This window comes from Pelagibacterium halotolerans B2, from assembly GCF_000230555.1.
GTDB lineage: Bacteria > Pseudomonadota > Alphaproteobacteria > Rhizobiales > Devosiaceae > Pelagibacterium > Pelagibacterium halotolerans.
In genome coordinates, this window is record NC_016078.1 from 1012806 (window position 1) to 1037512 (window position 24707).

General features: G+C 62.4%; 26 protein-coding genes and 1 tRNA gene. 16 read left to right on the forward strand and 11 right to left on the reverse strand.

All coding sequences use genetic code 11. From position 1 onward, the window contains the following. The first annotated feature begins 14 nt into the window (after positions 1 to 14). The 4 genes from KKY_RS04995 to KKY_RS05010 all read left to right on the forward strand — a co-directional run bounded on the left by KKY_RS04995 (position 15) and on the right by KKY_RS05010 (position 2234). Positions 15 to 302, forward strand: a complete 288-nt coding sequence (locus KKY_RS04995; protein WP_014130220.1) for a CopG family ribbon-helix-helix protein — start codon at positions 15 to 17, stop codon at positions 300 to 302. Beyond that, positions 299 to 571: a type II toxin-antitoxin system RelE/ParE family toxin gene (locus KKY_RS05000; protein WP_014130221.1), complete on the forward strand. Its 273-nt coding sequence runs from the start codon at positions 299 to 301 to the stop codon at positions 569 to 571. Before KKY_RS04995 ends, KKY_RS05000 begins: the two co-directional genes overlap by 4 nt. Positions 572 to 657: 86 nt before the next feature. After that, on the forward strand, positions 658 to 1080 hold the full coding sequence (ndk, locus tag KKY_RS05005; protein WP_014130222.1) for a nucleoside-diphosphate kinase: 423 nt from the start codon (positions 658 to 660) through the stop codon (positions 1078 to 1080). Between the two features lie 299 nt (positions 1081 to 1379). Beyond that, on the forward strand, positions 1380 to 2234 hold the full coding sequence (locus KKY_RS05010) for a hypothetical protein (RefSeq protein ID WP_014130223.1): 855 nt from the start codon (positions 1380 to 1382) through the stop codon (positions 2232 to 2234). Positions 2235 to 2242: 8 nt separating this feature from the next. On the opposite strand, the gene KKY_RS20460 is transcribed toward KKY_RS05010, so the two are convergent. Beyond that, positions 2243 to 2500 (reverse strand): YjiS-like domain-containing protein, encoded by a 258-nt coding sequence (locus tag KKY_RS20460; RefSeq protein WP_014130224.1) that lies wholly within the window; start codon positions 2498 to 2500, stop codon positions 2243 to 2245. Between the two features lie 107 nt (positions 2501 to 2607). Between KKY_RS20460 and KKY_RS05020 the strand changes: the two genes are divergently transcribed. Then, the gene (locus KKY_RS05020; RefSeq protein WP_014130225.1) at positions 2608 to 3474 is read left to right on the forward strand and encodes a LysR substrate-binding domain-containing protein; all 867 of its coding nucleotides are present in this window, start codon (positions 2608 to 2610) and stop codon (positions 3472 to 3474) included. Here the strand turns inward: KKY_RS05020 and KKY_RS05025 are convergent. After that, positions 3454 to 4077, reverse strand: a complete 624-nt coding sequence (locus tag KKY_RS05025) for a MarR family winged helix-turn-helix transcriptional regulator (RefSeq protein ID WP_014130226.1) — start codon at positions 4075 to 4077, stop codon at positions 3454 to 3456. The two genes, KKY_RS05020 and KKY_RS05025, sit on opposite strands and share 21 nt — an antisense overlap. A 206-nt stretch (positions 4078 to 4283) precedes the next feature. Here KKY_RS05025 and KKY_RS05030 point away from each other — a divergent pair, with 206 nt between their 5' ends. Then, entirely contained in the window at positions 4284 to 5822 is a 1539-nt protein-coding gene (locus tag KKY_RS05030) for an MDR family MFS transporter (RefSeq protein ID WP_014130227.1), read from the forward strand. Between the two features lie 164 nt (positions 5823 to 5986). Here KKY_RS05030 and KKY_RS05035 read toward each other — a convergent pair whose 3' ends face one another. Beyond that, positions 5987 to 7294 (reverse strand): hypothetical protein, encoded by a 1308-nt coding sequence (locus KKY_RS05035; protein ID WP_014130228.1) that lies wholly within the window; start codon positions 7292 to 7294, stop codon positions 5987 to 5989. 77 nt (positions 7295 to 7371) lie between these two features. After that, positions 7372 to 8124, reverse strand: coding sequence for a transferrin-binding protein-like solute binding protein (locus KKY_RS05040; protein ID WP_014130229.1), 753 nt, complete (start codon positions 8122 to 8124; stop codon positions 7372 to 7374). Positions 8125 to 8310: 186 nt separating this feature from the next. On the opposite strand from KKY_RS05040, the gene KKY_RS05045 reads away from it, so the two are divergent. Together KKY_RS05045 and KKY_RS05050 are read left to right on the forward strand one after the other, a co-directional pair. Continuing rightward, a complete protein-coding gene (locus KKY_RS05045; protein WP_014130230.1) occupies positions 8311 to 10410 on the forward strand; it encodes a molybdopterin-containing oxidoreductase family protein in 2100 nt (699 codons plus the stop codon). Then, on the forward strand, positions 10407 to 11474 hold the full coding sequence (locus tag KKY_RS05050) for an acetyltransferase domain-containing protein (RefSeq protein ID WP_014130231.1): 1068 nt from the start codon (positions 10407 to 10409) through the stop codon (positions 11472 to 11474). Before KKY_RS05045 ends, KKY_RS05050 begins: the two co-directional genes overlap by 4 nt. A 304-nt stretch (positions 11475 to 11778) precedes the next feature. On the opposite strand, the gene KKY_RS19455 is transcribed toward KKY_RS05050, so the two are convergent. Together KKY_RS19455 and KKY_RS05060 are read right to left on the reverse strand one after the other, a co-directional pair. After that, entirely contained in the window at positions 11779 to 12537 is a 759-nt protein-coding gene (locus KKY_RS19455; protein ID WP_014130232.1) for a hypothetical protein, read from the reverse strand. Between the two features lie 101 nt (positions 12538 to 12638). Next, positions 12639 to 13394, reverse strand: a complete 756-nt coding sequence (locus tag KKY_RS05060) for a sulfite exporter TauE/SafE family protein (RefSeq protein WP_244404065.1) — start codon at positions 13392 to 13394, stop codon at positions 12639 to 12641. A 321-nt stretch (positions 13395 to 13715) separates the two neighbouring features. Between KKY_RS05060 and KKY_RS05065 the strand changes: the two genes are divergently transcribed. Continuing rightward, positions 13716 to 14135 carry a glyoxalase superfamily protein gene (locus KKY_RS05065; protein WP_041529122.1) on the forward strand — a complete coding sequence of 140 codons (420 nt, stop codon included), beginning with the start codon at positions 13716 to 13718 and terminating at the stop codon, positions 14133 to 14135. Positions 14136 to 14248: 113 nt separating this feature from the next. After that, complete coding sequence (locus KKY_RS05070) at positions 14249 to 14956, forward strand: glutathione S-transferase N-terminal domain-containing protein (RefSeq protein ID WP_014130235.1); 708 nt, start codon at positions 14249 to 14251, stop codon at positions 14954 to 14956. A 57-nt stretch (positions 14957 to 15013) separates the two neighbouring features. On the opposite strand, the gene KKY_RS05075 is transcribed toward KKY_RS05070, so the two are convergent. Further along, a complete protein-coding gene (locus KKY_RS05075; protein WP_014130236.1) occupies positions 15014 to 15217 on the reverse strand; it encodes a CsbD family protein in 204 nt (67 codons plus the stop codon). Positions 15218 to 15365: 148 nt separating this feature from the next. On the opposite strand from KKY_RS05075, the gene KKY_RS05080 reads away from it, so the two are divergent. The 6 genes from KKY_RS05080 (at position 15366) to KKY_RS05105 (ending at position 21503) form a co-directional block, all read left to right on the forward strand. Then, positions 15366 to 15455, forward strand: a tRNA-Ser gene (locus KKY_RS05080). Positions 15456 to 15629: 174 nt separating this feature from the next. Further along, on the forward strand, positions 15630 to 16769 hold the full coding sequence (locus tag KKY_RS05085) for an ABC transporter permease (RefSeq protein WP_041528595.1): 1140 nt from the start codon (positions 15630 to 15632) through the stop codon (positions 16767 to 16769). A gap of 3 nt (positions 16770 to 16772) precedes the next feature. Beyond that, entirely contained in the window at positions 16773 to 17567 is a 795-nt protein-coding gene (locus KKY_RS05090; protein WP_014130238.1) for an ABC transporter ATP-binding protein, read from the forward strand. Continuing rightward, on the forward strand, positions 17557 to 19224 hold the full coding sequence (locus tag KKY_RS19460) for an MlaD family protein (protein ID WP_014130239.1): 1668 nt from the start codon (positions 17557 to 17559) through the stop codon (positions 19222 to 19224). The genes KKY_RS05090 and KKY_RS19460 overlap by 11 nt, the downstream gene beginning before the upstream one ends. Before the next feature lie 44 nt (positions 19225 to 19268). Next, positions 19269 to 19874: an ABC-type transport auxiliary lipoprotein family protein gene (locus KKY_RS05100; protein WP_014130240.1), complete on the forward strand. Its 606-nt coding sequence runs from the start codon at positions 19269 to 19271 to the stop codon at positions 19872 to 19874. 114 nt (positions 19875 to 19988) lie between these two features. Beyond that, positions 19989 to 21503, forward strand: a complete 1515-nt coding sequence (locus KKY_RS05105; protein ID WP_014130241.1) for an aldehyde dehydrogenase (NADP(+)) — start codon at positions 19989 to 19991, stop codon at positions 21501 to 21503. On the opposite strand, the gene KKY_RS05110 is transcribed toward KKY_RS05105, so the two are convergent. From KKY_RS05110 to KKY_RS05125, 4 genes are read right to left on the reverse strand one after another with little or no spacing between them, the layout of a single operon-like run. Next, positions 21500 to 21901 (reverse strand): hypothetical protein, encoded by a 402-nt coding sequence (locus KKY_RS05110; protein ID WP_014130242.1) that lies wholly within the window; start codon positions 21899 to 21901, stop codon positions 21500 to 21502. The two genes, KKY_RS05105 and KKY_RS05110, sit on opposite strands and share 4 nt — an antisense overlap. A 9-nt stretch (positions 21902 to 21910) precedes the next feature. Beyond that, on the reverse strand, positions 21911 to 22738 hold the full coding sequence (locus KKY_RS05115; RefSeq protein ID WP_014130243.1) for a TIGR02587 family membrane protein: 828 nt from the start codon (positions 22736 to 22738) through the stop codon (positions 21911 to 21913). A gap of 60 nt (positions 22739 to 22798) precedes the next feature. Continuing rightward, positions 22799 to 23887 (reverse strand): osmoprotectant NAGGN system M42 family peptidase, encoded by a 1089-nt coding sequence (locus KKY_RS05120; protein ID WP_014130244.1) that lies wholly within the window; start codon positions 23885 to 23887, stop codon positions 22799 to 22801. Then, entirely contained in the window at positions 23884 to 24687 is an 804-nt protein-coding gene (locus tag KKY_RS05125; RefSeq protein WP_014130245.1) for a FadR/GntR family transcriptional regulator, read from the reverse strand. The genes KKY_RS05120 and KKY_RS05125 overlap by 4 nt, the downstream gene beginning before the upstream one ends. Between the last annotated feature and the right edge of the window lie 20 nt (positions 24688 to 24707).

Below are 24707 nucleotides of genomic sequence, written 5' to 3' on the forward strand. Positions count from 1 at the left end.
TACGGAGCAAGCACATGGCCGAATCCACCTTCACCTTCCGCATTGATGAAGACCTGAAAAAGCAGTTCGCCGAAATCGCCAAATCCAAGGACCGCACCGGCGCACAACTCGTGCGAGACTTCATCCGCGATACCATCGCAAAGGAACAGGAAGCCGCCGAATATGACGCATGGTTCCGCGCCAAGGTCCAGCAAGGCATCGATGAAGCCGATGCCGGCCTCGGTATCCCTCATGAAGAGGTGGAGGCTCATTTCGCAAAACTTCGCGCCGACCTGCGCAAGAAACAGAAAGCTCGTGCATGAAGCTGAAATGGATGCCGGGGGCCATCACTCAGCGCGAGCATATCATTGCGTTCATTGCCGAAGACAATATCGACGCAGCCATAGATCTCGACGAGACGATCGACACCAAATGCGCTCGTCTCGTCGATTATCCCTTATCTGGCCGGGCAGGGCGGGCGCCTGAAACGCGCGAGCTGATCGTGCATCCCAATTATCTCGTCGTCTACCGCGTCGCTGAAGACACATTGGAAGTCGTCGCATTGCTCCACGCCGCCCAACGCTGGCCATAACCGCTCGCCAAGCCGTCTTGCCACCGCCATAACCTGACGCTAAAAGGCCCCACTTTCTTTGCATCCTCCCATAAGGACCAGACACAATGGCCATTCAGCGCACCTTTTCGATCATCAAGCCCGACGCCACAAAGCGTAACCTCACCGGCAAGATCATCTCCAAATTCGAGGATGCCGGCCTGCGCATCGTCGCTTCCAAGCGCATCCAGATGACCCGGGAACAGGCTGAAGGCTTTTATGCGGTCCACAAGGAACGCCCCTTCTTCGGCGAACTGGTCGATTTCATGATCTCCGGCCCCGTCGTCGTCCAGGTTCTCGAAGGTGAAGATGCCATCGCGAAAAACCGCGAAGTCATGGGCGCCACAAACCCTGAAAACGCCGACGCCGGCACCATCCGCAAGGAATTCGCCCTCTCGGTCGGTGAAAACTCGGTCCACGGTTCGGACGCTCCCGAAACCGCTGCCGAAGAAATCAAGTTCTTCTTCTCCGACGACGAAATCGTTGGGTGAGTGCCGACCTCGCGGTAACGCGAGGATTTGAGGCGCCAACGCCCCCAGCCTGAGCGAGGGGGCGGGAAAGGCCCGACCCGATTTTCCGCACGCCGCGTTCACAAGGACGCGGCGTTTTTTGTGCGTTGCATCCTGGTAGCGATAAATAATAAGCTGCACCAACGGTTTGGGTATTTCACGCACCGCAGCAAGCAAGGCCACACGATTGCTGCCGGGACCAACTGCCCAAACGGAAGTTGCGGCTGCGCGTCCACCCACCCGGTGAGTGCGTCCGGCCTTTTTTGGGGAAGGCGCGGTTCATGGCGACCATGCACAGCTACGCATTGCGGATGGCGTCGCTCGTCCTCGTATCCGCTTTTGCGTTCGGAGCGATCGCGGCCGTGGCCATCGTCAGGCTTCAGGATGGCGAGGATGAAGCGGCGGAGACCGAGCCCGGCGTTACCGAAATTGCTGCCGTCGAGCCGGACGCTCCCGCCGATGTGATCGACGAACCCGTCTCCGCACCGGTCCCGCCGTCGTCCCAAGAGGAAGATCCCCCCGCCGACACGGCCGTGCTCGAGCCCGCCGTGGTCGAAGCCGCACCTGCCGCCGCGCCGCCGGAGGACCTGTTCCGGCAATCCTTCGTCAGCCTCGCCCCCGAGCCGGAGCCAGAACCTGTCGCCGCCGCTCCCGAGCTGCAGCGCTGGTTGGACCTGCCCGGCATGACGCCCAGCCTTGACGGTTTGCTGGTGGAGGGACTTGAGGTGGCCCTGGCCGACCCGGGCGAACCGCTTGATGACACCCCGACCACCGCGCAGCCCGTTTCGGAACCGGAACCGGAACCGGAACCGGAACCGGAACCGGACGCCACGGCTGTGATTGACGAAAACTGCGACGCCGCAAGCCCCGATTGGGCAATGTTCCTGTTCGACAATACGGTGCCGGGCGGTTGGGACCGGGTCCCCAATGTGCGGGTGGTGCCAATGGGCTTTTGCACCGACACGCGCCAGCAACTTGAAAGCCGCATGCAGGCCAGCGGCCGGCTTGGTTCGCTGCGCGGCGCCGCCGCCGCCGATCAACTGGTTTCTCTTGCCCTCAGCCGTGCCTCGCGTGGTCCCAATGACGTATTCGCGATGGCGACCGAGGGCAGTGTGCTCAACGTCTATGTCTATTGAAGGCCGCTCTATCGCGCTTCAAGCGCCTTGACCTGATCGCGCGCCATCCCGTGCCGGTTGAGCAGTCGATCGACCTCGGAGCGTTCGAGCCCGATATCGCGCAACTGCCAGTCTTCCATTTCGGCAAGTTCGACCATGGCCCTCCGCCGCGCGCCGCGCGCCCTGCGGTCGGCCCACCAGCCCGAAACCACCAGCTTGAGATAGCGCCACACAGTGGCCCGATACTGCAACCGTTCGACGAATTCGTCCCGTTCATAAAGCGTCATCTGTCGTCTCCTTGTTCGATGACGCCCATCATGGATCGACAGGATAAATTGATCTAACGAATGTTTTTTGTTAAAACCATCGAAATTGCTGATGAAAGGAGATTGCGGTGTTTTCGCTCGATCCGGACTTCCTGCGCACATTTCTGGCCATTTCCGAAACCGGCAGCTTCGGCGCGGCCGGAGAGAAAGTGAACAAGACCCAGTCCACGGTCTCGGCCCAGATGAAACGCCTTGAAGAGATCGTCGGCGTGCCGCTTTTCGAAAGGGAAGGGCGGCGCAACGTCCTGACGCCCGATGGGCTCAAGTTGCTCGAATATGCCGCCTCGATGGTGCGTCTCAACGACGAGGCGCTGCGCGCATTCCAGCCCGCCGAAATGAGCGGCAATCTGCGCCTTGGCGCTATCGATGAATATGCGCAGGCCTTCATGCCCGGCACCTTGCGCACCTTCGGCGCGGCCCATGCCGCCGTGCAGGTGGAAGTTGTCACCGGCTCGACGGCGCAATTGCGCGACCTTTTGGCCGAAGGCGAACTCGATGCCGCCATAATTTCCTGCCGCGCCGGCGATAGCGAAATGGAAATGCTGCGCGCCGACCGGCTGCACTGGATCGGCGGGGAGGGCACATCGGCTCATTTCGAAGATCCGCTGCCCTTCTGCGCATGGTCGGCAGGATGTTCCTGGCGGGAAATGGCCTCCGCCGCGTTGGCCCGTGATGGCAGGGATTGGCGGCTGGCCGTCGCAACCTCGAACGCCGCCCTTATCGGGCTCACGGTCCGTGACGGACTCGGCGTCGCCGTCGCTCCCTCATGGTTCGTCAGTCCCGGCCTGCGTATCCTTGAGGAAATGGATGCCCGCTACCCGCTGGGCATCGCAGAGATCGGCATCAAGCGCAGCACCCCCGCCGCCAATCCGGTTCTGGACGCCTTTGTTGCGCATGTGAAATCGGAGCTGAGTTCACCCGCTCTTGCTGCCTGACGCGACTTCGGCCTTGGCCCGTTCGATCGAGCGGGCCAGCGTGGCGATCTCGTCGGCGTATTTCTCCTCGGCTTCCTCGCTGCTGTTCATCCAGCTCGAATAGCGCTCGAACAGTTTGACGAAGGCAAGAATTTCCTCGGCGGGCCAGGCGCTGAAAAATTCGCCGAGCAACAGCCATTTATAGCCGCGCACCGCTTCGATCACCGCTTCACCGGCCGGCGTCAGCTCCAGTATCGTGCGGCGGGCGTCGCGCTGCGACACGGCGCGGCGCGCGTATCCCGAATTGACCATTTCAGCCACGAGCCGGCTCGCGCGGGATGGATCGATGTAAAGACGCTCCGCGACGGTTGAAACCATAGTCTCGTCATCGGCGTTGGGTTCGCTGGACAGCCAGGGAGTGGCGATGGCGAACAACACGTCGATCTGGGCGAGGTCGAGATCGAGGCCGAGCGCCCGGGTGGCGCGATGGCCAAGCTCGCGCTTGTGCATCTGCCGGCGCCAGTTCTGCACGACGTTGTCTATGCGGATCAACGCGTCGGCAAGGTCGGCGTCCTTGCCGTTTCTGGCCAGCAAATCGCGCAATGCGTCCTGTCGTGTCGGCATGGCAGAGGATCCTTAAATACATGCCATTGGCAATTGCATGCTATTGACATGTAATTGTATCGAGCAGATATATCAAGCTCAATAGAGCGCTGTCGGGGTCACTGGCACCATTTTGCCCGTTCCGCAAGCGCACGAAACAAGACTTGGAGCAAATGCCGCGACCCGAGCGGGGCGCGTTCAAATGCTCTGACTATCCGGAGTTAGAAATGTCGCAACCCGCACCTTCCGTGCCGCAGACATCCGATCCCAACGTGAGATTGGTCATCGGCGCGGTCGTCGCGACGCTGTTGCTGGCCTCACTGGGCCAGACCATCATCACCACGGCGCTGCCCATCATCGTTGCCGATCTCGGCGGCATCGAGCACATCTCGTGGGCCATCACGGCCTATCTGCTTGCCGCAACCGTCGCCGCGCCGGTGTTCGGCAAGCTGGGCGACATGTATGGCCGCAAGCTCATGCTGCAGTCGGGCATCGGCATCTTCCTTGCCGGCTCGGTGCTGGCCGCGATGTCGCTCGATCTCAACATGCTCGTGTTCTGCCGCTTCATTCAGGGGATCGGCGGGGGCGGGCTGATCGTCACCGCCATGGCTGCCATTGGCGACGTGCTGCCGCCGCGCGAGCGGGGCAAGGCGCAGGGTTTCCTCGGCGCCGCCTTCGGTCTGTCCACAGTGGTCGGTCCGCTGCTCGGCGGTTTGATCGTTGAATCCCTGTCCTGGCGCTGGCTGTTCTTCGTCAATATCCCGGTCGGCATCGCGGCCTTTGCCGTCATCGCCATGGCGTTTGAAAGCCGCACACGCAGCGAAAAGCGCAAGATCGACTATGCCGGCGCGGCGCTTCTCACCACCGCGCTTTCCGCGCTTGTCATCTACACAAGTATCGGCGGCACCATCCTGCCGTGGTTTTCCCCCCAGGCGCTCATTCTTCCCGTCGTCGGCGCGGTCGCGCTCATTGGCTTCCTCATTGTCGAACGGCGCGCCGCCGAGCCGATCCTGCCGCTCTATCTGTTCCGCAACAATGCCTTTCTCGTTTCCAACGCCGTGGGCTTCATTGTCGGCACCGCCATGTTCGGCACCATCACCTACATGCCGTCCTACCTGCTGATCGTGCAGGACTTCGCCCCCACCCAGGCCGGGCTGGCGCTGTTGCCCATGATGATCGGGTTGATCGGCTCCTCGACCCTTTCGGGCATCTTCATCGCCCGCACCGGGCGCTACAAGCTGTTGCCCATCCTCTCCACCACCATCCTCGCCGTCGGCGCCATTCTGCTCGGCACGCTCGGCGTCGATACCCCGTTCCCGCTCGTCATGTTCTACATGCTGCTGGTGGGCGTGGGCATCGGTCCGGTGATGAGCGTCGGCGTCACCGCCATCCAGAACGCAGTGCCCCACACCGTTCTCGGCGTGGCAACGGCCAGCGCCCAGATGTTCCGCCAGATCGGCGGTTCGCTCGGCGTTGCCGTCCTCGGCGCCATCTTTGCCAATCGCCTGGCCTTTGAAACCGCCGCCATCGGCCACCCCGAAGGCACCGCGGGCTTCAATGCCGCCGCGCTGGCCGCCATGCCCGCATCCGAGCAACTGGCCATGCTGCAGGCCTATACCTCGGCCCTGCATCCCATCTATTGGGTTGCCGCCGCCGCGGCCGCTGTCGCCAGCATCATCGGCTGGTTCCTCGTCGAAATCCCCCTCTCGGACCGCAAGCCGGGCTCGGAAATCGAGGCCGAAGCAGAACCCCAGGCCGCCGAATAAGACTCAGCATCAGGCACTTACGAGACGTTCCCGATTCAATCCCGCAATGGATTGAATCGGAACCTGAGCTTTCGCTTACCCCCCGTCATCCCGAACCTGATCCGGGATCCAGGGCCCCCAACACCAAACGTCAAAACCCAGACCCGCCCTACGGCAAAACGCCCTCAAAAGCTCGCCCGCAGCGTCAGCCCGATATCGTGGCTCTCATAGTCGTAAAACACATTGTCCGACCAACTGTTGGTGTATTCGTAATAGATCGAGGGCATCAGCGGCCCGATGGTGAAATCGCGATGGCTCGCCTCGATCCGCCCGGTCGCAAACCGGTCCACCTGGTCCTCGAGCTGGAACGGGGCAGGGCGCCAGTGCCAGCGCTGCCCGATGGTCCCCTCGACGCCCACCAGCAATCCATTGTCGAACAGCGTATCCACCCGCGCCCGCAAGGTTCCAACCAACGTGCGCAGCGTCTCGTCGTCGGTATGGTTGTAAACCGCCCGCGCCGTGGTTGTGAGGTTCGTGTTGGGTGAAAGCGAGGTCGAATAGGAAATCGCCCCATCCGCAACAAGCCCCGACCGCCCCGGATCGAGCGGCCTGTCCACCGCCGCCAGCTTCAGATCGAACGCCAGCCGCTGCGACGCATCGAGCAGCAGCGAAAGGCTCGAGCGTACGCCCACTTCCGTACGGTCCAGAACATCGTCTTCCAGCCCGACCGTCGCAAATGGTGCAACCACCGCCCGCGCCGTCTCCCCGACCGCAAACGTTATCGGCAGCTCCGCCGTAAAGCTCGGCTCGAAGACGTCATCGGCTGTCGAAAATCGTATGTCGGTGCGCAGCACGCCCGAAAGGCTCACCGCCTCGCTGCGCGCCAGTTCCACCGCCACCGAACCGCCAAGGCTGAACAGCACGCCGCGTTTCCCGCGCGCTTCCTCGGGGATTTGCCCCGGTCCCCACACCCCGCCATCGATTGTGTCTTCCCCGGTCTGCCGGTTCACATTGGTCGAAGGCGCCACGGTGAAATAGCCGGAAAACACCGGTCTTCCCTGCGATTGCGCGTTCTGGAGCAATTGCGAAACCACCTCGCGCTCCGGCCCGTCGGGCAATATCGCCTGCAGCGAGCCCAGCCGCGCCGCCGCCATATCCCTCTGGCCCAGATCGGAATAACACCGGTGCGCCACCAGATACGGCGGCACGAAAAACGGCACCGCCCCGATCACCAGATCGGCCAGCACCACGGCCTCCGCGCATTCGCCATCCAGCGCATGCCGCACCGAAGCCGCATAGGCCGCCATCACGTCGCCTTGCCCGGCCTCGGCGTCGAGCTGCGCCGCGATCGCCTCGGCCCGCCCCCAGTCGCGCGCCCCGATCGCCTCGTCGAGCGAAGCCAGCGAAGCGCTCTGCGCATGGGCGCCCGCCACCGGCCCGAACAAGGCGGCCCCGGCGAGAAGGCCAACGGCAAGAATTCTGGAAAAACCCATGAAAGCCCCATTTTTCGCCCCACGGGCGTACGCATTACAAAGGCGGAGGCGATGGCTTGCACCGCCTCCAGAAGCACTTACTGCGTGCCGATCAGATAACCGGCGGTCGCGCCATTGCCGTCGGTGGTGTTGCCCTGCACCAGCCCGGCCATTTCGTCCGCGTTCGGCCCGTAGAACTGGCCATCGATCGTGTTGTTGGAATTAAGCCGGACATTGTTCGGCCCCTGGTCGACCGCATCGCGTGTATCGAGCGTGCTGGTAAACCCGGTCCCGATGATCTGCCCATTGCCGCCACCCACGAGGCCCGACTGATCGGAAAGCTCGAACCCGACGGTGCGGGAATCGAAATTGGCGCCGGCCTGGAACGTGCCGCCCGCCTGCTGGCCCGAAGAGCTCGAAATGCCCCAGACGCCATCATAATTGGCCGCCTGCATGGGCAGGCTCTGCATCTGGCTGCCCGTGGTTTCCCGTCCGTCGACGATGGCATAAACGCTGTTGGTTCCGGCCGGGCTGGTCAGCGCCGTCGCCGCATGGCTGCCTCCGATATAGGCGGCATCGCCGTTCGCGTCAGTGTATGTATAGCCCGTCAGCCCGCCCGGCAGCCCCGGCGTTGCGGCGCCATTGCCCACCGTATAGTTCCGGCCATCCACCGCCACGGTGATAGTGCTCGGATTGGCCGCAAACGAGCCATTGCCCGTGCCCGTCCCACTGGCATTGAGCCCCACCGCCGAATAGTTGAGCGGCGAGGGCGGGAGCGAACTGGAGCTTGTGCAGCCCGAAACGAGCAGGGCCGCTGCTGCGGCGGAAAGAGCGAAGAGTTTGGTAGTCACGGGGGTTACCCTCCTTGGTGGTCATGATCGAGTGAGCCCCCGCTCTCGGGTCGATAATGCGGCCCGAATGTGATGGTTCCGGGTCAAGTGCCTTTGCAAAACAAGGTGTTGCAACATCGCCGCAGGCGGCTGACACACGCCCCGATCCCGACTAGTATGGCCGTCTCCACAATGAACCTGACCTGAATGACCAAGCCTCTCGCCCTCCGCACCGCACGCACCGTCTGCCCCCACGACTGCCCCTCGACCTGCGCGCTGGACGTCGAAGTGCTCGACACCGGCACCATCGGTCGCGTGCGCGGCGCAAAGGACGATCCCTATACGGCCGGTGTGATCTGCGAGAAGGTCGCCCGCTACGCCGAGCGCGCCAATCATCCCGACCGCGTGCTTTATCCCCTGCGCCGTACCGGCCCCAAGGGCTCGGGCCAGTTCGCGCGAATCTCATGGGATGAAGCCCTCGATGAAATCGGCCGCCGCTTCCTTGAAATCGAAGCCGAGCACGGCGCCGAGTCGATCTGGCCCTACTATTACGCCGGCACCATGGGCCACGTGCACCGCGACGGCATAAACCGGTTGCGCAACGCCAAGTCCTATTCCGAGCAATACGACACCATATGCACAATGATTTCCTGGACCGGCTACATCGCCGGCACCGGGCTTTTGACCGGCCCCAATCCCGAGCAGATGGCCGAGAGCGATTGCGTGGTCATCTGGGGCACCAATCCGGTCAACACCCAGATCAACGTGATGACCCACGCCATCCGCGCCCGCAAGGAACGCGGCGCCAAGCTCGTCGTCGTCGATATCTACCGCACCGCCACCATGGAGCAGGCCGATATGGCGCTGCTCATCCGCCCCGGCACCGATGGCGCCCTGGCGCTCGCCGTCATGCACATCCTGCTGCGCGACAATCTCGCCGACCGCGACTTTCTTAAGTCCCACACGGACTTCGACGAAGCCCTTGAATCACATCTTGCGGCCAAAACCCCGCAATGGGCCGCCGAAATCACCGGCCTCACCCCCGCCGAAATCGAAGCCTTCGCCCATCTGGTGGGTGAAAACCCGCGCGCCTATTTTCGCCTTGGCTATGGTTTTTCCCGCCAGCGCAATGGCGCCACCAACATGCACGCCGCGCTCTCGATCCCCACAATGCTCGGCTCGTGGAAATATCGCGGCGGCGGCGCCTTCCATTCCAATTCGGGCACCTGGGGGCTCGACAAATCCCAGATCACCGGCGCGTCCCTCAAAAAGTCGGCCGTGCGCGAACTCGATATGTGCCGTATCGGCCCCATCCTCACCGGCGATCCCCAAGCGCTGGAAGGCGGCGGCCCGGTCAAGGCGCTCCTGATCCAGAACACCAACCCCATGGTCGTCACCCCCGACCACGCGCTCACCCGAAAAGGGTTCGAGCGCGAGGATTTGTTCACCGTGGTCCACGAACAGTTCATGACCGAAACCGCCCAGATGGCCGATATCGTTTTGCCCGCCACCATGTTCGTCGAACACAACGACTATTACACCCGCGGCGGCCACACCCGCGTCCTCTACGGCCCCAAAATCGTCGACGCCCCCGGCGAGGCCATGCCCAACCATTTCGTCATCAACGAAATCGCCAGGCGGGTAGGGGCGCCCGACGCCGTCACCGAAAAGACCGACCGCGAGATGGTCGCCGAAACCTTCTCGCGCTCCGGCTATGGCGATCTCGATGAAATCGAAGCGGCTTCCGGCTTTGTCGATCGCGCTTTGCCCGACGACAAATCGCGCTACGCCGATGGCTTTGCCTGGCCCGACGGCAAATTCCGCTTCAAACCCGATTGGGAAGCCACCCGCATCAAGCGCGGCGTCAATTGGGTCTGCGATCCGTCCGAAATGCCCGCCATGGTGGATTTCGTGAACTGGAACGAGCCGACCTCGCAAACCACCCCGTTCCGCCTCACCACGTCTCCGGCCCGCACCTTCCTCAATTCCACCTTCGGCGAAACGCCCGGCAGCCAGAAGCGCGAAGGAACGCCCTCCTTGCTCATGCACCCCGACGATGCCGCCCGGTTGGCGCTCCAAGACGGCGCCCCCGTCACCATCGGCAATCATCGCGGTTCGGTCGAGCTGACCCTGCGCATCTTCGATGGGCTGCGCACCGGCGTTGTCGTCGCCGAGGGCCTCCACCCCCACAAGGCGCACAGGAAGGGCAGGGGCATCAACACCCTGATCGGCTCCGATCCGGTCAAACCCTTCGGCGGTGCCGCCTTCCACGATGCCGCTGTCTGGGTCCGGGCGTCGGTCGCATGACGTCAATCGCCCCCGCCGCCCGCCCGCGCATCGCCGCCATCGATATCGCGCGGGGCGTCGCCATCGTGGCGATGATCATCTACCATTTCTCTTGGGATCTGGCCTTTCTGGGGTTCGTCAATTTCGACCCCACCCAGTCGCTCCCCTGGGTGATCTTCCAGAAATCCATCGTCGGCACCTTCATCTTTTTGACCGGCGTATCCCTCGTCCTCGGCCATGGCGAGACCATCCGCTGGCGCCCCTTCGGGCGTCGCTTCGCGATGATCCTCGGCGCCGCGCTCTTCATCTCCGCGGGCACCTACGCCTTCAATCCATCCACCTTCGTTTATTTCGGCGTGCTGCACGCCATAGCGCTGTTTTCCCTTTTGGGCCTGGCCTTCCTCTCAGCGCCGCTGGTCCTGATCCTCGCACTGGCCACTGTCCTCATCGGCCTGCAATTCTTCGTCCAGAGCCCGCTGTTCGGCGAAAAGCTCTGGTCCTGGATCGGTCTCTGGGACGCGCCCCCGCCCACGGAAGATCTGGTCCCCATCTTCCCCTGGTTCGGCGTTACGCTCCTGGGCATCGCCGCCGCCCGCTGGGCGCTGGCCACCCGCGTGCGGCCCGCAAATCCGACTGACCTCTCCGGTGCGCCCGCCCAGCCGGACGCCGATCCCGCCGAAGTCTCCAGCGTCGCCACCCGGATCGCCCGATACAAGGGCACCTCAGCGCCCGCCCGCGCCCTGGCAAAACTGGGCCGCTGGAGCCTCGTCATCTACGTCCTGCACCAGCCCATCCTCATCGGCATCCTGATGGGCCTTGCCTCATTGACCGGCATCAGCGAAACCCGCCGCGCCGAAAACTTCCTCGCAAGCTGCCAATCGAGCTGCATCCAAACCGCCCCCGACGCCGCCTACTGCACGGCCTACTGCGCCTGCACGCTAGACAGCATCGAAGCCGATAACCTCTGGCCCATGCTCGAATCCCCCCAGCGCACCCCCGAACAGGACATCGCCCTCTCCGACCTCACCAACCAGTGCGCGGCGCAAGTGCTCGATGAAATGCTCGTAACGCCGCAGGCGGAGTAGCGGCGGGCGAGAGGCCCCGGGCACCTCACTCTCCCCCGCGTCATCCTCGGGCTTGACCCGGGGATCCGCTACGTGGCCACGAGCGCCGAAGATGTGGGGCCAAACCAGCACCGCAAAATTCTCTCGCCCACTATTCCCGGTAGTGAACACAACGCGCCCACCCCCAATCGTCATCCCGGGCTTGACCCGGGATCCATCAGCGGTAAACCGCGCTCGTCGTCCGAACTTGAGCCGGGGCTGAGGTGAGAGGAAACCACGTTTGTACTGCGAGCCCTTTTTAGGCGCAGGCCTCTTTGAAGGCTACTCAGATTGGCGTTGCTTGCTGCCAGAGGTCCTCATAAATACAAACCTTTGTGGGTGAGATGCTCGGCTGTAGCGGAACCAAGTACGTAGGCTTGGTTCCGGCATCTTTGATCGAACCACCCACAAGCCAACAATCCGAACGGTCGATGATTACAAGTCGATCATGAAGGTCGCCGCTTTTTCGCAACTCGAGATTAACTCCATGTTGAGCCTTGAACGCCGCAACATGACCAGCGACATCGCTCGAATATTTTCTGCAAAGCAATCTGATCGAACAACTGTCGCCTAGCGGCCCGAGGTAAGTCTCGAAGGATTGGCCGTCAAAATACGGATCAACGACAAACACTTCATTTTGCGCACCCAGGATGATTTCTTTCAGATCACGCAAGAAGTCATACTGCCGCTGCGAGCCATAAACTTGCCCTATGTCCTCATGGCCGTCCAGTTCGAGCTCCAACTTGATTTCCTCGGCCGCTGCCAAAAGCAATTGGCGGAACGGTTCTCTAATCCCTGACCAAAACTGAACTGATGTATGGCGCGTGCTTGCAAATGCGATCTTATGCTGAAGACCCGCGCGAGCCAATAGCGCACCTATTCGTGCAATCCATTTTTGCGGTGCCGAGTCAGCGTCGGCCAGATACCTTTCGCCAAAATGCGGCGCAGTCTCGAACTCGTGCAGCAGCTTCAGGAGCAGCACTTGCTTTTCGGCAGGACCGTCACCGGCCAACTGCTTCTGTAGTCGAGCCAAGTTGTTCTCCATGCCGTTACTCCTAGTGATGGACATCTGGCCGTACTACGCATCGGGATAATCTAACATGGTGCCCGCACATGAGCGACAGCATCAATGCACTGCCCCACCCCCTACCCATAAACCCCCCAGAAAAAATACACCGTCAGCCCCACCCCATACACAATCACAAACCCCCGGATCATCTTCGCCGGCACCAGGTGCGAGAAATACGCCGCCGCGAACCCGCCCACCATTGCCCCGGCCAGCGCCACGCTGCCCTCAACCCACGCGATCGACCCGGTCGCCGCGAACCGCAGCACCGCCACCACCGACACCACGGCCGAGATCAAGAGTTTCAGCCCGTTCATCGCATGAACGTCATCGAACCCGGCCAGCGCCAGCCACGCCAGCAGCACGATGCCCAGCCCCGCGTTGAAGAACCCGCCATAAAAGCTGATCGCCAGCAGCAGCACCGACAGCCCGATGGCGCCGGCCCGCACCGCATGCCGCGAGCCGGTCGAGCGCGCCGCAAAGAACCGATTGATCCGCTGCCCGAAAATATAGATCGCCACCGCGAACGCCATCAGCCAGGGAATGATGATGGCGAACGCTTCATCCGAAATCCGCATCAGCGCCTCGGCGCCCAGAAATCCCCCCGCCAGCCCCAGTATGCTATAGAGAGCCAGCCGCCCCTTGTGCGGCGCGATATGCTTCCAGTAGCCGATCGTCCCGGTCACATAGCCGGGCAGGCACGCATAGGTGTTCGACGCATTGGCGAGCACCGGAGGCACCCCGGCGAACAAAAGCGCCGGAAAAATCACGAAAGAGCCGCCACCGGCGAGCGAATTTATCATCCCGCCGAGGAGCCCGGCGGCGAACAGCAACACATATGTCAATTTTGGGATTCCCACATACCCGCAATGTTCGCCAATTTGCGGTCACCGAACGCTCAAGTCCATAGCTTTTAGCGCCATTGTTGCCCATGTTGACAAAGCGTCGCGGCGTGCCTATCTGAGCATTCGGTTGAAGCGCCTGCCGTCCGCAAGGGCACATGCTCTACGGTGAAGTCTTCCACGCCAACCCGGTTTTTCCGGGCCGCGCGAACCAGCAAACATCGTCCTAACCCATTGGCGGTGCTTGGCAATGCGGGCTCCCAAGACGAAAATTCCGCCGTGGAGACTTTGACGATGCGCAAACCTGCATCCCATCTGACCACGACCGAACTCAAGACCGAGGCGCGCCAGTATCGTGCCGCCCAGCTCGACGCCGGTCGATCGATAACCCAATCGCAAGCCCTTGAAATGGTTGCGAGATTTCATGGATTCCGGGATTGGAACACCGCCTCCGGCGTGCTTCCCGTCACCCGCGGCCCGGCCTATGCCGTCAGCCAGCAGGTCTCCGGCACCTATCTCAAGCAGCCCTTCACCGGCACCATTATCGGCGTCAAGGCGCTGGGGGCAGGGGAGATGTTCCGCCTGACCATCCAGTTCGACGAGCCGGTCGATGTCGTTGCTTTCGATAGCTTTTCCGCCTTCCGGCACCGCGTCGATGCGACAGTCAATCGCGACGGCATCTCGCCCTCGCGCACCAGCGACGGCCAGCCGCACATGGTCCTGGCCCGGGCCTGAAGCAGACCGGGGCGCCCCCAGCGCCCCGGTTTTTCTTTGCCGGGCCTTGCATTCATCGGCAAATTACGATGATGTGCCATCCAACACCTGAAAATCAGCACATTGGAGTCCCCATGACCGAGCAGACCAAACCCATCGATCTCTATTATTTCCCCACGCCCAACGGGCATAAGGTCTCGATAATGCTTGAGGAATTGGGCGTCCCCTATACGGTTCACCCCATCCACATCGGCAAGGGCGACCAGTTCAAGCCCGAGTTTCTCGCAGTCTCTCCCAACAACAAGATTCCCGCCATCGTCGACCCCGAAGGTCCCGGCGGTGCGCCCATTTCGGTGTTCGAATCCGGCGCGATCCTCAAATATCTGGCTGAAAAATTCGATCGGTTTTATCCCCGCGACCCGCGCGCCAGGGTAGAAGTGGACGAATGGTTGTTCTGGCAGATGGGTGGTTTCGGCCCGATGCTCGGTCAGAACCATCATTTCAAGCAATATGCGCCTGAAAAAATTCAATATGCGATCGATCGCTACGTAAACGAAACGCACCGTCTCTATGGTGTCCTCAACAAGCAGCTCGAGGGCCAGGACTACATGGCCGGCGATTATTCCATCGCCGACATGGCGACGCTGAGCTGGTCGCTGGGCTGGGAAAAACAGGGGATGGACCTGGGTGAATTCCCCAACGTCGCGGCCTGGCAAGAGCGCCTCAAGGCGCGCCCCGCCGTCGAACGTGGCCTTGCCGTCAAGCTCCCCGAGGATCAGCAGATGAACCTCGCCGACGACAAGGAAGCACAGAAAGTGCTGTTTAATCAACGCGCTAAATAAAAAAAGAAAGGCGGCACCCATGAGGTGCCGCCTTTTTCGGTCAGCGCAATTGGGCGCTCACCAGCCGTTGCGGTCGAACCAGGTATCGACTTCTTTCTTGGCCGCGTCTTTCGACTTGCCATAGCGCTCCTGGATCTTGCCTTCGAGCTGTTCGCGCTTGCCATTGATGACATCGAGATCGTCATCCGTGAGCTTGCCCCACTGCTCCTTGGCCTTGCCGGTGAACTGTTTCCAGTTGCCTTCCATCTGATCGCGATTCATTTTGTTTTCTCCTTTTTTGTTCGCTGCCAACAGAACGGCTGTGCCTGCGCCCCGGTTCCCCCGGCAATAGCGGGTTACCCACGCATTTTCCCATTCCGCGACAAAAACCCCTTGCACTTCCGCGACATTCCGGGCTACCACCCGCCTCGGAGAGGTGGCCGAGTGGTCGAAGGCGCGCCCCTGCTAAGGGCGTAGGCGGGTAACTGTCTCGAGGGTTCGAATCCCTTCCTCTCCGCCATCACCTCATCGTGCCGCCACGCTTGCACAAATGCATCACCTGCCGGTGAACTTTCGCGCGGGCGCCTCACCGTGCCACCGTGGTCAGGACAACCGTGCTTGCTCATGTTAAGAAAACATGAACAGCGGCAGGGCCGCCGGATTCGGCCAGCACGGGAGTACAACCCCAGCCTTCATGACCCAGCGCAATGAGCCCAGGATCGAGATATCCGGCGCTGACGGTGTTCTCGTTGCGCGCCTGTCCGGGGCGTGGACCACGCAATGGACCCGGCAGATACAGGCGGCGATCGATAGCGCCTTTGCCGCTCAGTCCGTTCTGTCCCGGCTTGATTTCGACCTGACCGGCGTGACCGCCCTCGATACGGTCGGAGCCTTCCTTTTAGCGCGTCGCCGCAACGAAATGGGGCAGGGGGTTCAAACCGCGATCACCGGCGCCACCGAGGCGCAGGAAGCGCTTCTCGACCACGTCAATGCCATCGAGCCGCACGCCCCTGTGGCCAAGGACACGGTTCCCTGGCTCCTGCGTCCATTCGACCGATTGGGGCATATGACCACCGACGCACTGGGCGATGTGGTCACCATTCATGCCGTTCTGGGCCGGGCGATGGCCGCCGCCGGGGCAACGCTGGCGTTCCGGGCGCCGTTCCGCTTTGCCGCCGTGGTCAACCAGCTCGATCTGATTGCCTTTCGTGCCGTCCCCATCGTCATGCTGATTTCGGTCGTGGTCGGCGCCATCATCACCCAGCAATCCATTCTCCAGCTCAACAATTTCGGCGTCGCGATCTATGTCGTCGATCTTGCCGCGATCCTGATGCTGCGCGAGGTCGGGTTGCTGCTCGCCGCCATCATGATCGCCGGTCGGTCGGGCTCGGCCATCACGGCCGAACTGGGGTCCATGCGCATGCGCGAGGAACTCGATGCACTCAAGGTCATGGGCGTTGATCCCTATCAGGTGCTGATCCTTCCGCGCATGATCGCCCTGCTGATCGGTCTGCCGTTCCTGGCGTTCATCGGCGCTCTCTCGGGCCTCGTGGGCGCCGCCATCGTCGCGCTGGTCTATGGCGGCATCCCGTTCGATATCTTTCTCGACCGGTTGCAGGGCGCTCTCAACATGCAGACGCTTCTGGTGGGTATGGTCAAGGCCCCGTTCATGGCCGTCATCATTGGCCTGGTTGCCACCAACGAGGGGTTCAAGGTCCAGGGCAGTGCCGAATCGCTTGGCCGGCACACGACGGCCTCGGTGGTGCGTTCGATCTTTTTGGTCATCGTTGCCGATGGCCTGTTCGCCATGTTTTTTGCGGCCATCGGAATCTAGCCCATGGTCGATGCGACAACCCCCGATCCCATTATCTCAATACGCGATCTTGTCGTGGGCTTCGGCGACAAGAACGTCATCGATGGCTTCAGCCTCGACGTCCGCAAGGGCGAAGTGCTCGGCGTCATCGGTCCATCGGGATCGGGCAAATCCGTGACCCTGCGCGCCCTGATTGGCCTGCTGCCCAAACGTGGCGGCACAATCGATGTGTTTGGCGAGGATTATGCGAGCCTGTCCTATAGCCAGCGTGTCGCCATCGAACGCCGCTGGGGTGTCCTCTTCCAGCAGGGCGCCCTGTTTTCCTCGCTGACCGTGCTCGAAAACGTCGAATTCCCGATGCGCGAACATTTCGACATTCCCAGAAAGCTGCGCCGCGAAATCGCCCGCTTCAAGATCGACCTCGTCGGCCTCAGCCCGGATTCGGAAAATCTCTACCCGGCCGAACTCTCCGGCGGGATGATCAAGCGCGCCGCACTGGCGCGTGCGCTGGCCCTCGATCCCGACATCATATTCCTCGACGAGCCGACCGCCGGGCTCGACCCCATCGGCGCGGCCCGCTTCGATGAACTTGTGTTGAACCTCAAGACCGCTCTGGGGCTTACCGTCTATATGGTGACCCACGACCTCGACAGCCTCGTCACGGTCTGCGACCGTATCGCGGCGCTGGGGCAGGGCAGATTGTTGCAGGTCGGCACACTGGCCGAGTTGCAGGCCTCCGATGACCCCTGGCTTGTCGATTACTTCCACGGCCCGCGCGCCGAGCACCATTTGGAGCCAAAGTTAAACGATGGAAAATAAGGCCAACTATGCCATCGTCGGCGCCTTCGTGACCCTGATGGTTGCCGGGTTCATGGGTTTTGTCTATTGGTTCTCGGTTGCCGACGAAGTAAGCGAACGCGCCGTCTATCGCATCGTCTTCGATGGTGCCGTGACCGGTTTGACCCCTGGCACAAACGTGCTGTTCAACGGCCTTCCCGTCGGCACCGTCGAGGCGGTTTCCATCAATCCAGACGACCCCAATCAGGTTCTTGCCCGCATCGGGGTCCAAGCCGATGCGCCGGTAATGAACGACACCCGGGCCGTGCTCGAAGTTCAGGGGTTGACCGGCTTTGCCAATATCCAGCTTCTCGGCGGAACGCTCGAAGCGGGGCGCCTCGAGCCGCAACCGGGTCAGGCGATTGCAGTCATGCGCGGCGAGGCATCCGACTTCCAGTTGATAATGGAAGGCGCACGCGACATCATCGCCAACGCAGAATCCACTTTCGAGCGCATCGACAGCTTCTTTGCCGCCAACGAAGAGCGGCTTGCTTCGACCCTTGCGAGCATCGACGAGCTCTCGAGCGGGCTTGCCAACCTTGTGGCCGGCGCCGGCGACGGGTCCGATTTCGACGCCGTGGTTTCCAATGTCGGCGAAGCGCTCGAGAGCGCAACCTCCACGCTCGCCGAATTGGAGCTTCTGGTTTCCGACAACCGCGAAAACCTCTCGCGGACCATTGCCAACGCCGAGTCATTCTCGGCGGCTCTGGCGTCCAATTCCGATGGCATCGACGGCTTTTTGTCGTCGATGACGGCGACCAGCGAGCGCATCGGTCCGCTCGCCGATGAGTTGCGCGACCTGACTGTTCAGGTCCGTGAGATCGTGGCCGCCATTCCGCCCGAAGATGTTCGCTCGACGGTGTCCGATATCGGCGCCTTCGCACAGACGCTGGCCAACAACACAGACAATATCCAGGGCTTTTTTGATGATGCCCGCGCCCTGGCCACCAATCTTTCGGGCGTCTCGGACGGCCTCCAGGGCACGCTGAACCTGATCGACCGTGCCTCGGCCGCCGTCGATCCCGACGTTATTGCCCGGGCCATGGACAATATCGACGCCTTCTCGACAGCGCTGGGCAACAACGCCGTCAATGTCGATGAAATCCTCACCAACACGCGCACCTTCACTGAAACGCTTGGCAATGCCACCGAACGCGCCGATACCATCATCGCCCGTATCGATGGCATGATAACCACTGACGACGGTCGTATGCTGTTCGAGGAGTTCGGCGCCACTGCCACCGCGTTGCGCCAGCTCATCGATCGTGTGGATGGGATGGTGGCCTCCGACGACGGGCAGTCGCTCTTTGCCGATTTCAGCGCGGCGGCGACCTCGATCCGGCAATTGTCCGAAACGCTCAACGAAGTCGCGTCCTCTCCCGAGGGCCAGCGGGTGATCGCAGATATTGCAACGGCGGCCAATTCCATCGAAAGCCTTGCCAACGCGCTCGACGAGCGCACTCTGGCCCTTTCGACGGGGCTCACCAATTTCACCAATAACGGCCTTGGTGCCTATACCACGCTTGCAAATGAGGCCGTACGGAGCCTTGAGCTGTTCAACCGCGTTATGCAACAAATCGAGCGCAATCCGCAGTCGCTTGTGTTCGGAGGCGAAACCGTGCGCGATTTCACGCCTTAACGACGTACCGGAACGCGATAAAGTTTAAGCTAGGGACGAGCCAGATGAGTGCAAAAATCGGCCGCCGCGCCTTTCTCTCGATGTCAGCCGTTGGGCTCACTTCGACCCTTGCAGGCTGCCTTGGTCTGGGCGCGGTCGCGCCAGTCACATACGATCTGACGCCTGGCGCGCCCGGACCCGTCCCCCGCCGGAGCAACCGCACCATCGTGGTGCGCGAACCTGCGACCATTTCCACCTACGACACCCAGCGCATCGTTGTGCGTCAGCCGGGGGGCGTGCTGAGTTATCTCAGCGACTCCCAATGGTCCGACACGCTCCCGCTGCTGGTCCAGACCCGCATGCTGCAATCGTTCCGCGATGCGGGGGTCACCAATATCGGCCGGCCGACCGATCCCATCGCGCTCGATGTGATCCTTTCGACCGATATCCGCGCCTTCGAGCTCGATACGACTGCTGGCGATGCAATGGCCCGCGTCGCACTGGCAATCCAACTCGTCAGCGATCGCAGCCGCACGGTGATCGCCAGCCAGACCTTCAGGGCCGACGTGCCGTCCCCCTCCTTGGATCAGTCCAACGTGGTGGCTGCACTTAACAGCGCCCTCGATGCCCTTCTGCGCCAGATCGTTGAATGGACTGCTGGCCGCATTTAAGCGGAAAACTTATGTCTCTGGGCAATTTGCGGGGTTGTAAAGCAACCCTGTGGACAATAAGTCATACTTAATGCGTCTAGCGGTCCACCCACCCCCATTTTCGGAGATTTTCCCATGAGTTTTGACCCCACCGGCAAGCATCTGATCGCGGGCGAATGGGTTTCCGGCGCGGGGACGTTTGCGTCCGAGCCGGCATCGGGTCCCAGCCATGACTTCGCCATGGGCACGCCCGAGCTTGTCGATCGGGCCGCAAAGGCGGCCGAAGAGGCGTTCTGGTCCTATGGCTATTCCTCCCGGCAGGAGCGCGCGGCGTTTCTGAACCTGATCGCCGAGGAGATCGAGGCGCGCGGCGCCGATATCACCGAGATCGGCACCCAGGAAACCGGGCTGCCCGCCGCCCGCCTCGAGGGCGAACGCGGCCGCACGACCGGCCAGTTGCGCCTCTTTGCCGAACACATCGAAAAGGGCGATTATCTCGACCGCCGCCACGACGCGGCGCTGCCCGACAGAAAGCCCGCCCCGCGCCCCGACATCAAGATGGTCCAGCGCCCCATCGGCCCGGTTGCCGTGTTCGGCGCATCCAACTTCCCGCTCGCCTTTTCCACCGCCGGGGGCGATACCGCAGCGGCGCTGGCCGCCGGCTGCCCGGTCGTCGTCAAGGGCCATGGCGCCCATCCGGGCACCGGCGAGATCGTCGCCCAGGCCATCGACGCGGCGCGCAAGGCACTCGGCCTGCATCCGGGCGTGTTTTCGCTGGTCCAGGGCGGCGACCGTTCGGTCGGCCAGGCGCTGGTCCAGCACCCCGACATCAAGGCCGTCGGCTTTACCGGCTCGCTCGGCGGCGGCAGGGCGCTTTACGATTTGTGCGCGGCGCGTCCCGAACCCATCCCGTTCTTTGGCGAGCTCGGGTCGGTCAATCCCATGTTCGTTCTGCCCGAGGCGCTTAACGCCCGGGCCGGCGAGATGGGCAGGGGCTGGGCCGCATCGCTGTCGATGGGCGCCGGCCAGTTCTGCACCAATCCCGGCATTGCCGTGGTGATCGAAGGCGAGAGCGCAAGGAGCTTTATCGAGAGTGCCAAATCGGCGCTGTCGGAAACCGGTCCCCAGACCATGCTCACCGACGGCATCGCCAAGGCCTATCGCGATGGAAGAGACAGGATCGCCGCCTCACAGGGTGTGCAGGAGCTTCTGACCTCGACCTGCGACCTGCGCAACGCCACGCCCTATCTGTTCGAGACCGATGGCGACACCTGGCTCGCCAACCACGACCTCGGCGAAGAGGTGTTCGGCCCGCTCGGTCTGGTCGTTACCGTCAGGGACGAAGACCAGATGCGCGCCATCGCCCGCTCGCTGCAGGGGCAATTGACCTGCACGCTGCACATGGACGCCGGCGACACCGAACTGGGCCGTTCGCTGATGCCCATTCTCGAGCGCAAGGCGGGCCGGGTTCTGGCCAACGGGTTCCCGACCGGGGTCGAGGTCGTCGATGCCATGGTGCATGGCGGCCCGTACCCGGCCTCCACCAACTTCGGGCACACCTCGGTCGGCACCCTCTCCATCCGCCGCTTCCTGCGCCCCGTCTCCTATCAGAATATCCCCGACAACCTGCTGCCGGGCGATCTGCGCTAAGGATAGGTGAAGCCAACGATCCGGAGCGCCAGCCGCTCCGGATCGATCTCTTGCGAAAACCCAAGCCCGATTTCGGTTTCGCTTTCGGCAGGCAGATAGTCGAGGGTGACCGAAGCCCTCTCGGTCCCGCCTTCGTTGAGCACCAGGGCGCCTTCGATCACCACGTCCGAAATTGTGACGTGGCCCCCATTGCGGATGGTGACCCTGGCTGCGTGGCCGTCCGCAATGGCCAGAGTGTCCTCAAGGGCAAGAGCGATCTGCGGTTCGCTGCCGGTCCGGGTCATCGCCTCGAACGCGATGAAGCCCGCCAGCGCCAGAACAAGCACCGCGCTTGCGGCAGCCACGATCCATTCGATGCGCTCGCCGCTCTTTCCTGTTTTTTTCGCGCCAGACGTCATCTCGGTTTCCTAAAGGATCAGCCGGGCCGCTGCGGCGCCGATGGCTGCGGGAAAGCCGAGAACGACAGCGACCCGCAGCGCCCGCTCGAATGCCATGCCGTCCAGTTGGCCGAGCAGCCACAGGCTCGCCAGGCTCACCAGAAGTGCCACCACATATCCCGAAACCGTGAAGCGCAGGAACGCGCTCCACCAAGGCGTTTCGGGCGATATCTCGCTCCCGCCCGCAAACGAGGCGGCAAAGACGAAGGCGTGCATGATGGCCAGGGACAGGGGGATGAGTGCCAGCGCATGCCAGGGGGTCATGCGGAAGGAAATGAGCTGCATTTCCTCGGTCGGTGCCACGTTGAGCGAGAGAAACAGGGCGCCTGCCGCCATGATCAGCATCTCGCCCCCGAAGGTCTCTTCCTTTTCCGATGGTTCGGAATCGCCCCCGAATTGCCCGCGTGCCAGCATGGCGCCCAGGGCGGCGGGAAAGGTCTGGATCGCGATCTTCCCCGCTGTTTCGCTGAAACTGCCCGGATTTCCGAGTATGGCCAGAACCGCCATGATGGCCGCGCTGGTGACGATACCGAGGCCGTAGGCGATCGTGACGTCGCGCACATCCTCATGCCAGTCGCGGGTACTTTCGAACCCGATTTCGCGCGAAAGCAAAAGCAGGAACGGAAACCCGGCGACGAGCAGAACCAGCAGGCGCCAGCGATCGAGCGTCATGCCAAGCTGCCACATTTCCATGGTCATGAGCATGGGCAGCGCAAAAATCAGCGCCCCACCGGCGCCGCGCAACAGGCCCAGCGGAAGCCGGCCCTGCCGTTTTTTCGTTTCAGCGCGCGTGGTCACCGCTTACCAACCCATTATGACAGATAGAGCGATAACGGGGATAAACCGCGCCGGTTCCGCTCAGACGGGCAGCGGAACCAGCTCGCTGCCGATATAGGCGATGATCAATTTTGTCAGTTCTTCCAGTGACTTGATATGCGTGCGCTCCCAGCCGTGCGAGGCGTCGAGCGAAAAGCAGATCAACCCGACCCTCAGATCCCAGCCCGCGTCGATGGCGGCGGCGCTGTCGGAGCGGTAGGAGCGGAACGTGTCGCGCACATGGGCGATGTTATTGGCCTGTGCCAGCGCGAGAAGATGCCGCGTGATGGGAAGGTCGAAGGGGCCGGTGCGGTCGCGGAAAGCGATGGTTGCGGCGGCGTCATGTGTGGTCTGCCCGGGTCCGGTGACGCCGTTGTCGACGGCCACAAGCTCTTGAACCTGCTCACCAAATCCGTGCGTTCCCCCGATCCCCACTTCCTCGGAAATCGTGAACATCACCTGGGCCGGAACGGAAGGTGAAATGGCCTCATCGGAGAAGTGTTTGAGCGCCGCCAGAAGGCACGCAACGCCCGCCTTGTCGTCGAGATGGCGCGAGACGATGAAGCCGTTTTCGAGGAATTCGGGCTGCGCATCGATGGCGACAACATCGCCAACATTGACGCCAAAAGGTATGGACTTGTCCTTTCGGTGACCCGACATTGTCGAACTTTGCGGAAATATTCCGTCACCCTCCGAAAATGCGTCGATCCGCACTTCCAGATTGTCCCAATCGGCCGGTTGGGTATCGACCTCGGTGTTGAACAGATGACCCGATGCCTTGAGTGGCAGAATCGTGCCGCGCAATTCTCCCGTATCGGTAAAGATCGTGCAGCGCGCCCCTTCGGCAAACCGCGCCGCCCATGTCCCGGTGTTGCGAAGTTTCGGGCGCCCATTGGGATGAAAGCCGGTGACCATGGCCCCGAGCGTATCGATATGGGCGGCGAGGGCTCGTTTGGGTTCGCCTTCACCGATGGTGACGCTCAAGACCCCGCGGCGGGTGTAGCTGACCCGATAACCCATGGTCTCGAGCCAGGCCGCGACCTTGACCGCCGCGCGTTCGGTCATGCCGACCGGCGAGGGGGTGTTGACGAGGTCCTCCAGACAGCGCTGGAGGTATCCGGTGTCGATCATTTACTGCTCTTTTTGCGTTTCCCGATGCGCCCGCGGGCCACGGGGTCGTGAAGGAAGTCGCCTGTCAGTTCGGCCTGCAGGTCGAGCATGGAACGTTCGGCATAGGCCATATGATCCGACATGATCTTGTGAACGCCATCGGCATCGCCCGCCTGCATGGCGGCGATCATCTTGCGCTGGTATTCGATCCCCTCGGCGCGCAGCACGGGCTTGGGCTGGACATAGATATCGCGCGCCACGGCAAGGTCCTTCAAAAGCCGTTGCAGGAAGCGGCAGGCAAAGGCCAGGAGCGCATTGTCGGCATATTCGGCAACCACGGCGTGGAAATCGAGTTCGGCCATGCGCTGGTCCCAGCGCTCCTGCGCGTCGGCGGGTTCGTGATCGTAAATCGCGATGATCGCGTCGAGCCGGGCATAGGCCCTGGCGTCCATATTGACCATGGCGCTGACCGCGACCAAGGGTTCGAGCACCTTGCGCAGCGCGTAGATGTCGCCGATGGTGACCGTCTTGGCGAACAGATAGTTCGACAGCAGGCTCATCGCCCGGTTTTCCGACATGGTGTCGATAAACGCCCCGCCGCCCGGTCCGGTGCGGGTGCGGATCAGCCCCTGCACTTCGAGCGATTTGAGCGCTTCGCGGATCGTCCCCTTGGACGCCGCGTACTGCTCCATCAGTTCGCGCTCCTGGGGCAGGCGGTCGCCCGGCTGCAGCCCATGCTCGATGATGGTCTTTTTGATCGCATCGACGATTTCGTCGGTGCGCTTGCGGCGGAGGGGGGCGGGGGTGTCGAGGGCGGTCATAACGTTTGCTCCACCCACCA

Bases quoted from the DNA above. Each gene is read 5' to 3' on its own strand.
- KKY_RS04995 (WP_014130220.1), top strand. From the start codon at position 15: ATGGCCGAATCCACCTTCACCTTCCGCATTGATGAAGACCTGAAAAAG.
- KKY_RS05000 (WP_014130221.1), top strand. From the start codon at position 299: ATGAAGCTGAAATGGATGCCGGGGGCCATCACTCAGCGCGAGCATATC.
- ndk (WP_014130222.1), top strand. From the start codon at position 658: ATGGCCATTCAGCGCACCTTTTCGATCATCAAGCCCGACGCCACAAAG.
- KKY_RS05010 (WP_014130223.1), top strand. From the start codon at position 1,380: ATGGCGACCATGCACAGCTACGCATTGCGGATGGCGTCGCTCGTCCTC.
- KKY_RS20460 (WP_014130224.1), bottom strand. From the start codon at position 2,500: ATGACGCTTTATGAACGGGACGAATTCGTCGAACGGTTGCAGTATCGG.
- KKY_RS05025 (WP_014130226.1), bottom strand. From the start codon at position 4,077: ATGCCGACACGACAGGACGCATTGCGCGATTTGCTGGCCAGAAACGGC.
- KKY_RS05030 (WP_014130227.1), top strand. From the start codon at position 4,284: ATGTCGCAACCCGCACCTTCCGTGCCGCAGACATCCGATCCCAACGTG.
- KKY_RS05035 (WP_014130228.1), bottom strand. From the start codon at position 7,294: ATGGGTTTTTCCAGAATTCTTGCCGTTGGCCTTCTCGCCGGGGCCGCC.
- KKY_RS05045 (WP_014130230.1), top strand. From the start codon at position 8,311: ATGACCAAGCCTCTCGCCCTCCGCACCGCACGCACCGTCTGCCCCCAC.
- KKY_RS05050 (WP_014130231.1), top strand. From the start codon at position 10,407: ATGACGTCAATCGCCCCCGCCGCCCGCCCGCGCATCGCCGCCATCGAT.
- KKY_RS19455 (WP_014130232.1), bottom strand. From the start codon at position 12,537: ATGGAGAACAACTTGGCTCGACTACAGAAGCAGTTGGCCGGTGACGGT.
- KKY_RS05070 (WP_014130235.1), top strand. From the start codon at position 14,249: ATGACCGAGCAGACCAAACCCATCGATCTCTATTATTTCCCCACGCCC.
- KKY_RS05075 (WP_014130236.1), bottom strand. From the start codon at position 15,217: ATGAATCGCGATCAGATGGAAGGCAACTGGAAACAGTTCACCGGCAAG.
- KKY_RS05085 (WP_041528595.1), top strand. From the start codon at position 15,630: ATGACCCAGCGCAATGAGCCCAGGATCGAGATATCCGGCGCTGACGGT.
- KKY_RS05090 (WP_014130238.1), top strand. From the start codon at position 16,773: ATGGTCGATGCGACAACCCCCGATCCCATTATCTCAATACGCGATCTT.
- KKY_RS19460 (WP_014130239.1), top strand. From the start codon at position 17,557: ATGGAAAATAAGGCCAACTATGCCATCGTCGGCGCCTTCGTGACCCTG.
- KKY_RS05100 (WP_014130240.1), top strand. From the start codon at position 19,269: ATGAGTGCAAAAATCGGCCGCCGCGCCTTTCTCTCGATGTCAGCCGTT.
- KKY_RS05105 (WP_014130241.1), top strand. From the start codon at position 19,989: ATGAGTTTTGACCCCACCGGCAAGCATCTGATCGCGGGCGAATGGGTT.
- KKY_RS05110 (WP_014130242.1), bottom strand. From the start codon at position 21,901: ATGACGTCTGGCGCGAAAAAAACAGGAAAGAGCGGCGAGCGCATCGAA.
- KKY_RS05120 (WP_014130244.1), bottom strand. From the start codon at position 23,887: ATGATCGACACCGGATACCTCCAGCGCTGTCTGGAGGACCTCGTCAAC.
- KKY_RS05125 (WP_014130245.1), bottom strand. From the start codon at position 24,687: ATGACCGCCCTCGACACCCCCGCCCCCCTCCGCCGCAAGCGCACCGAC.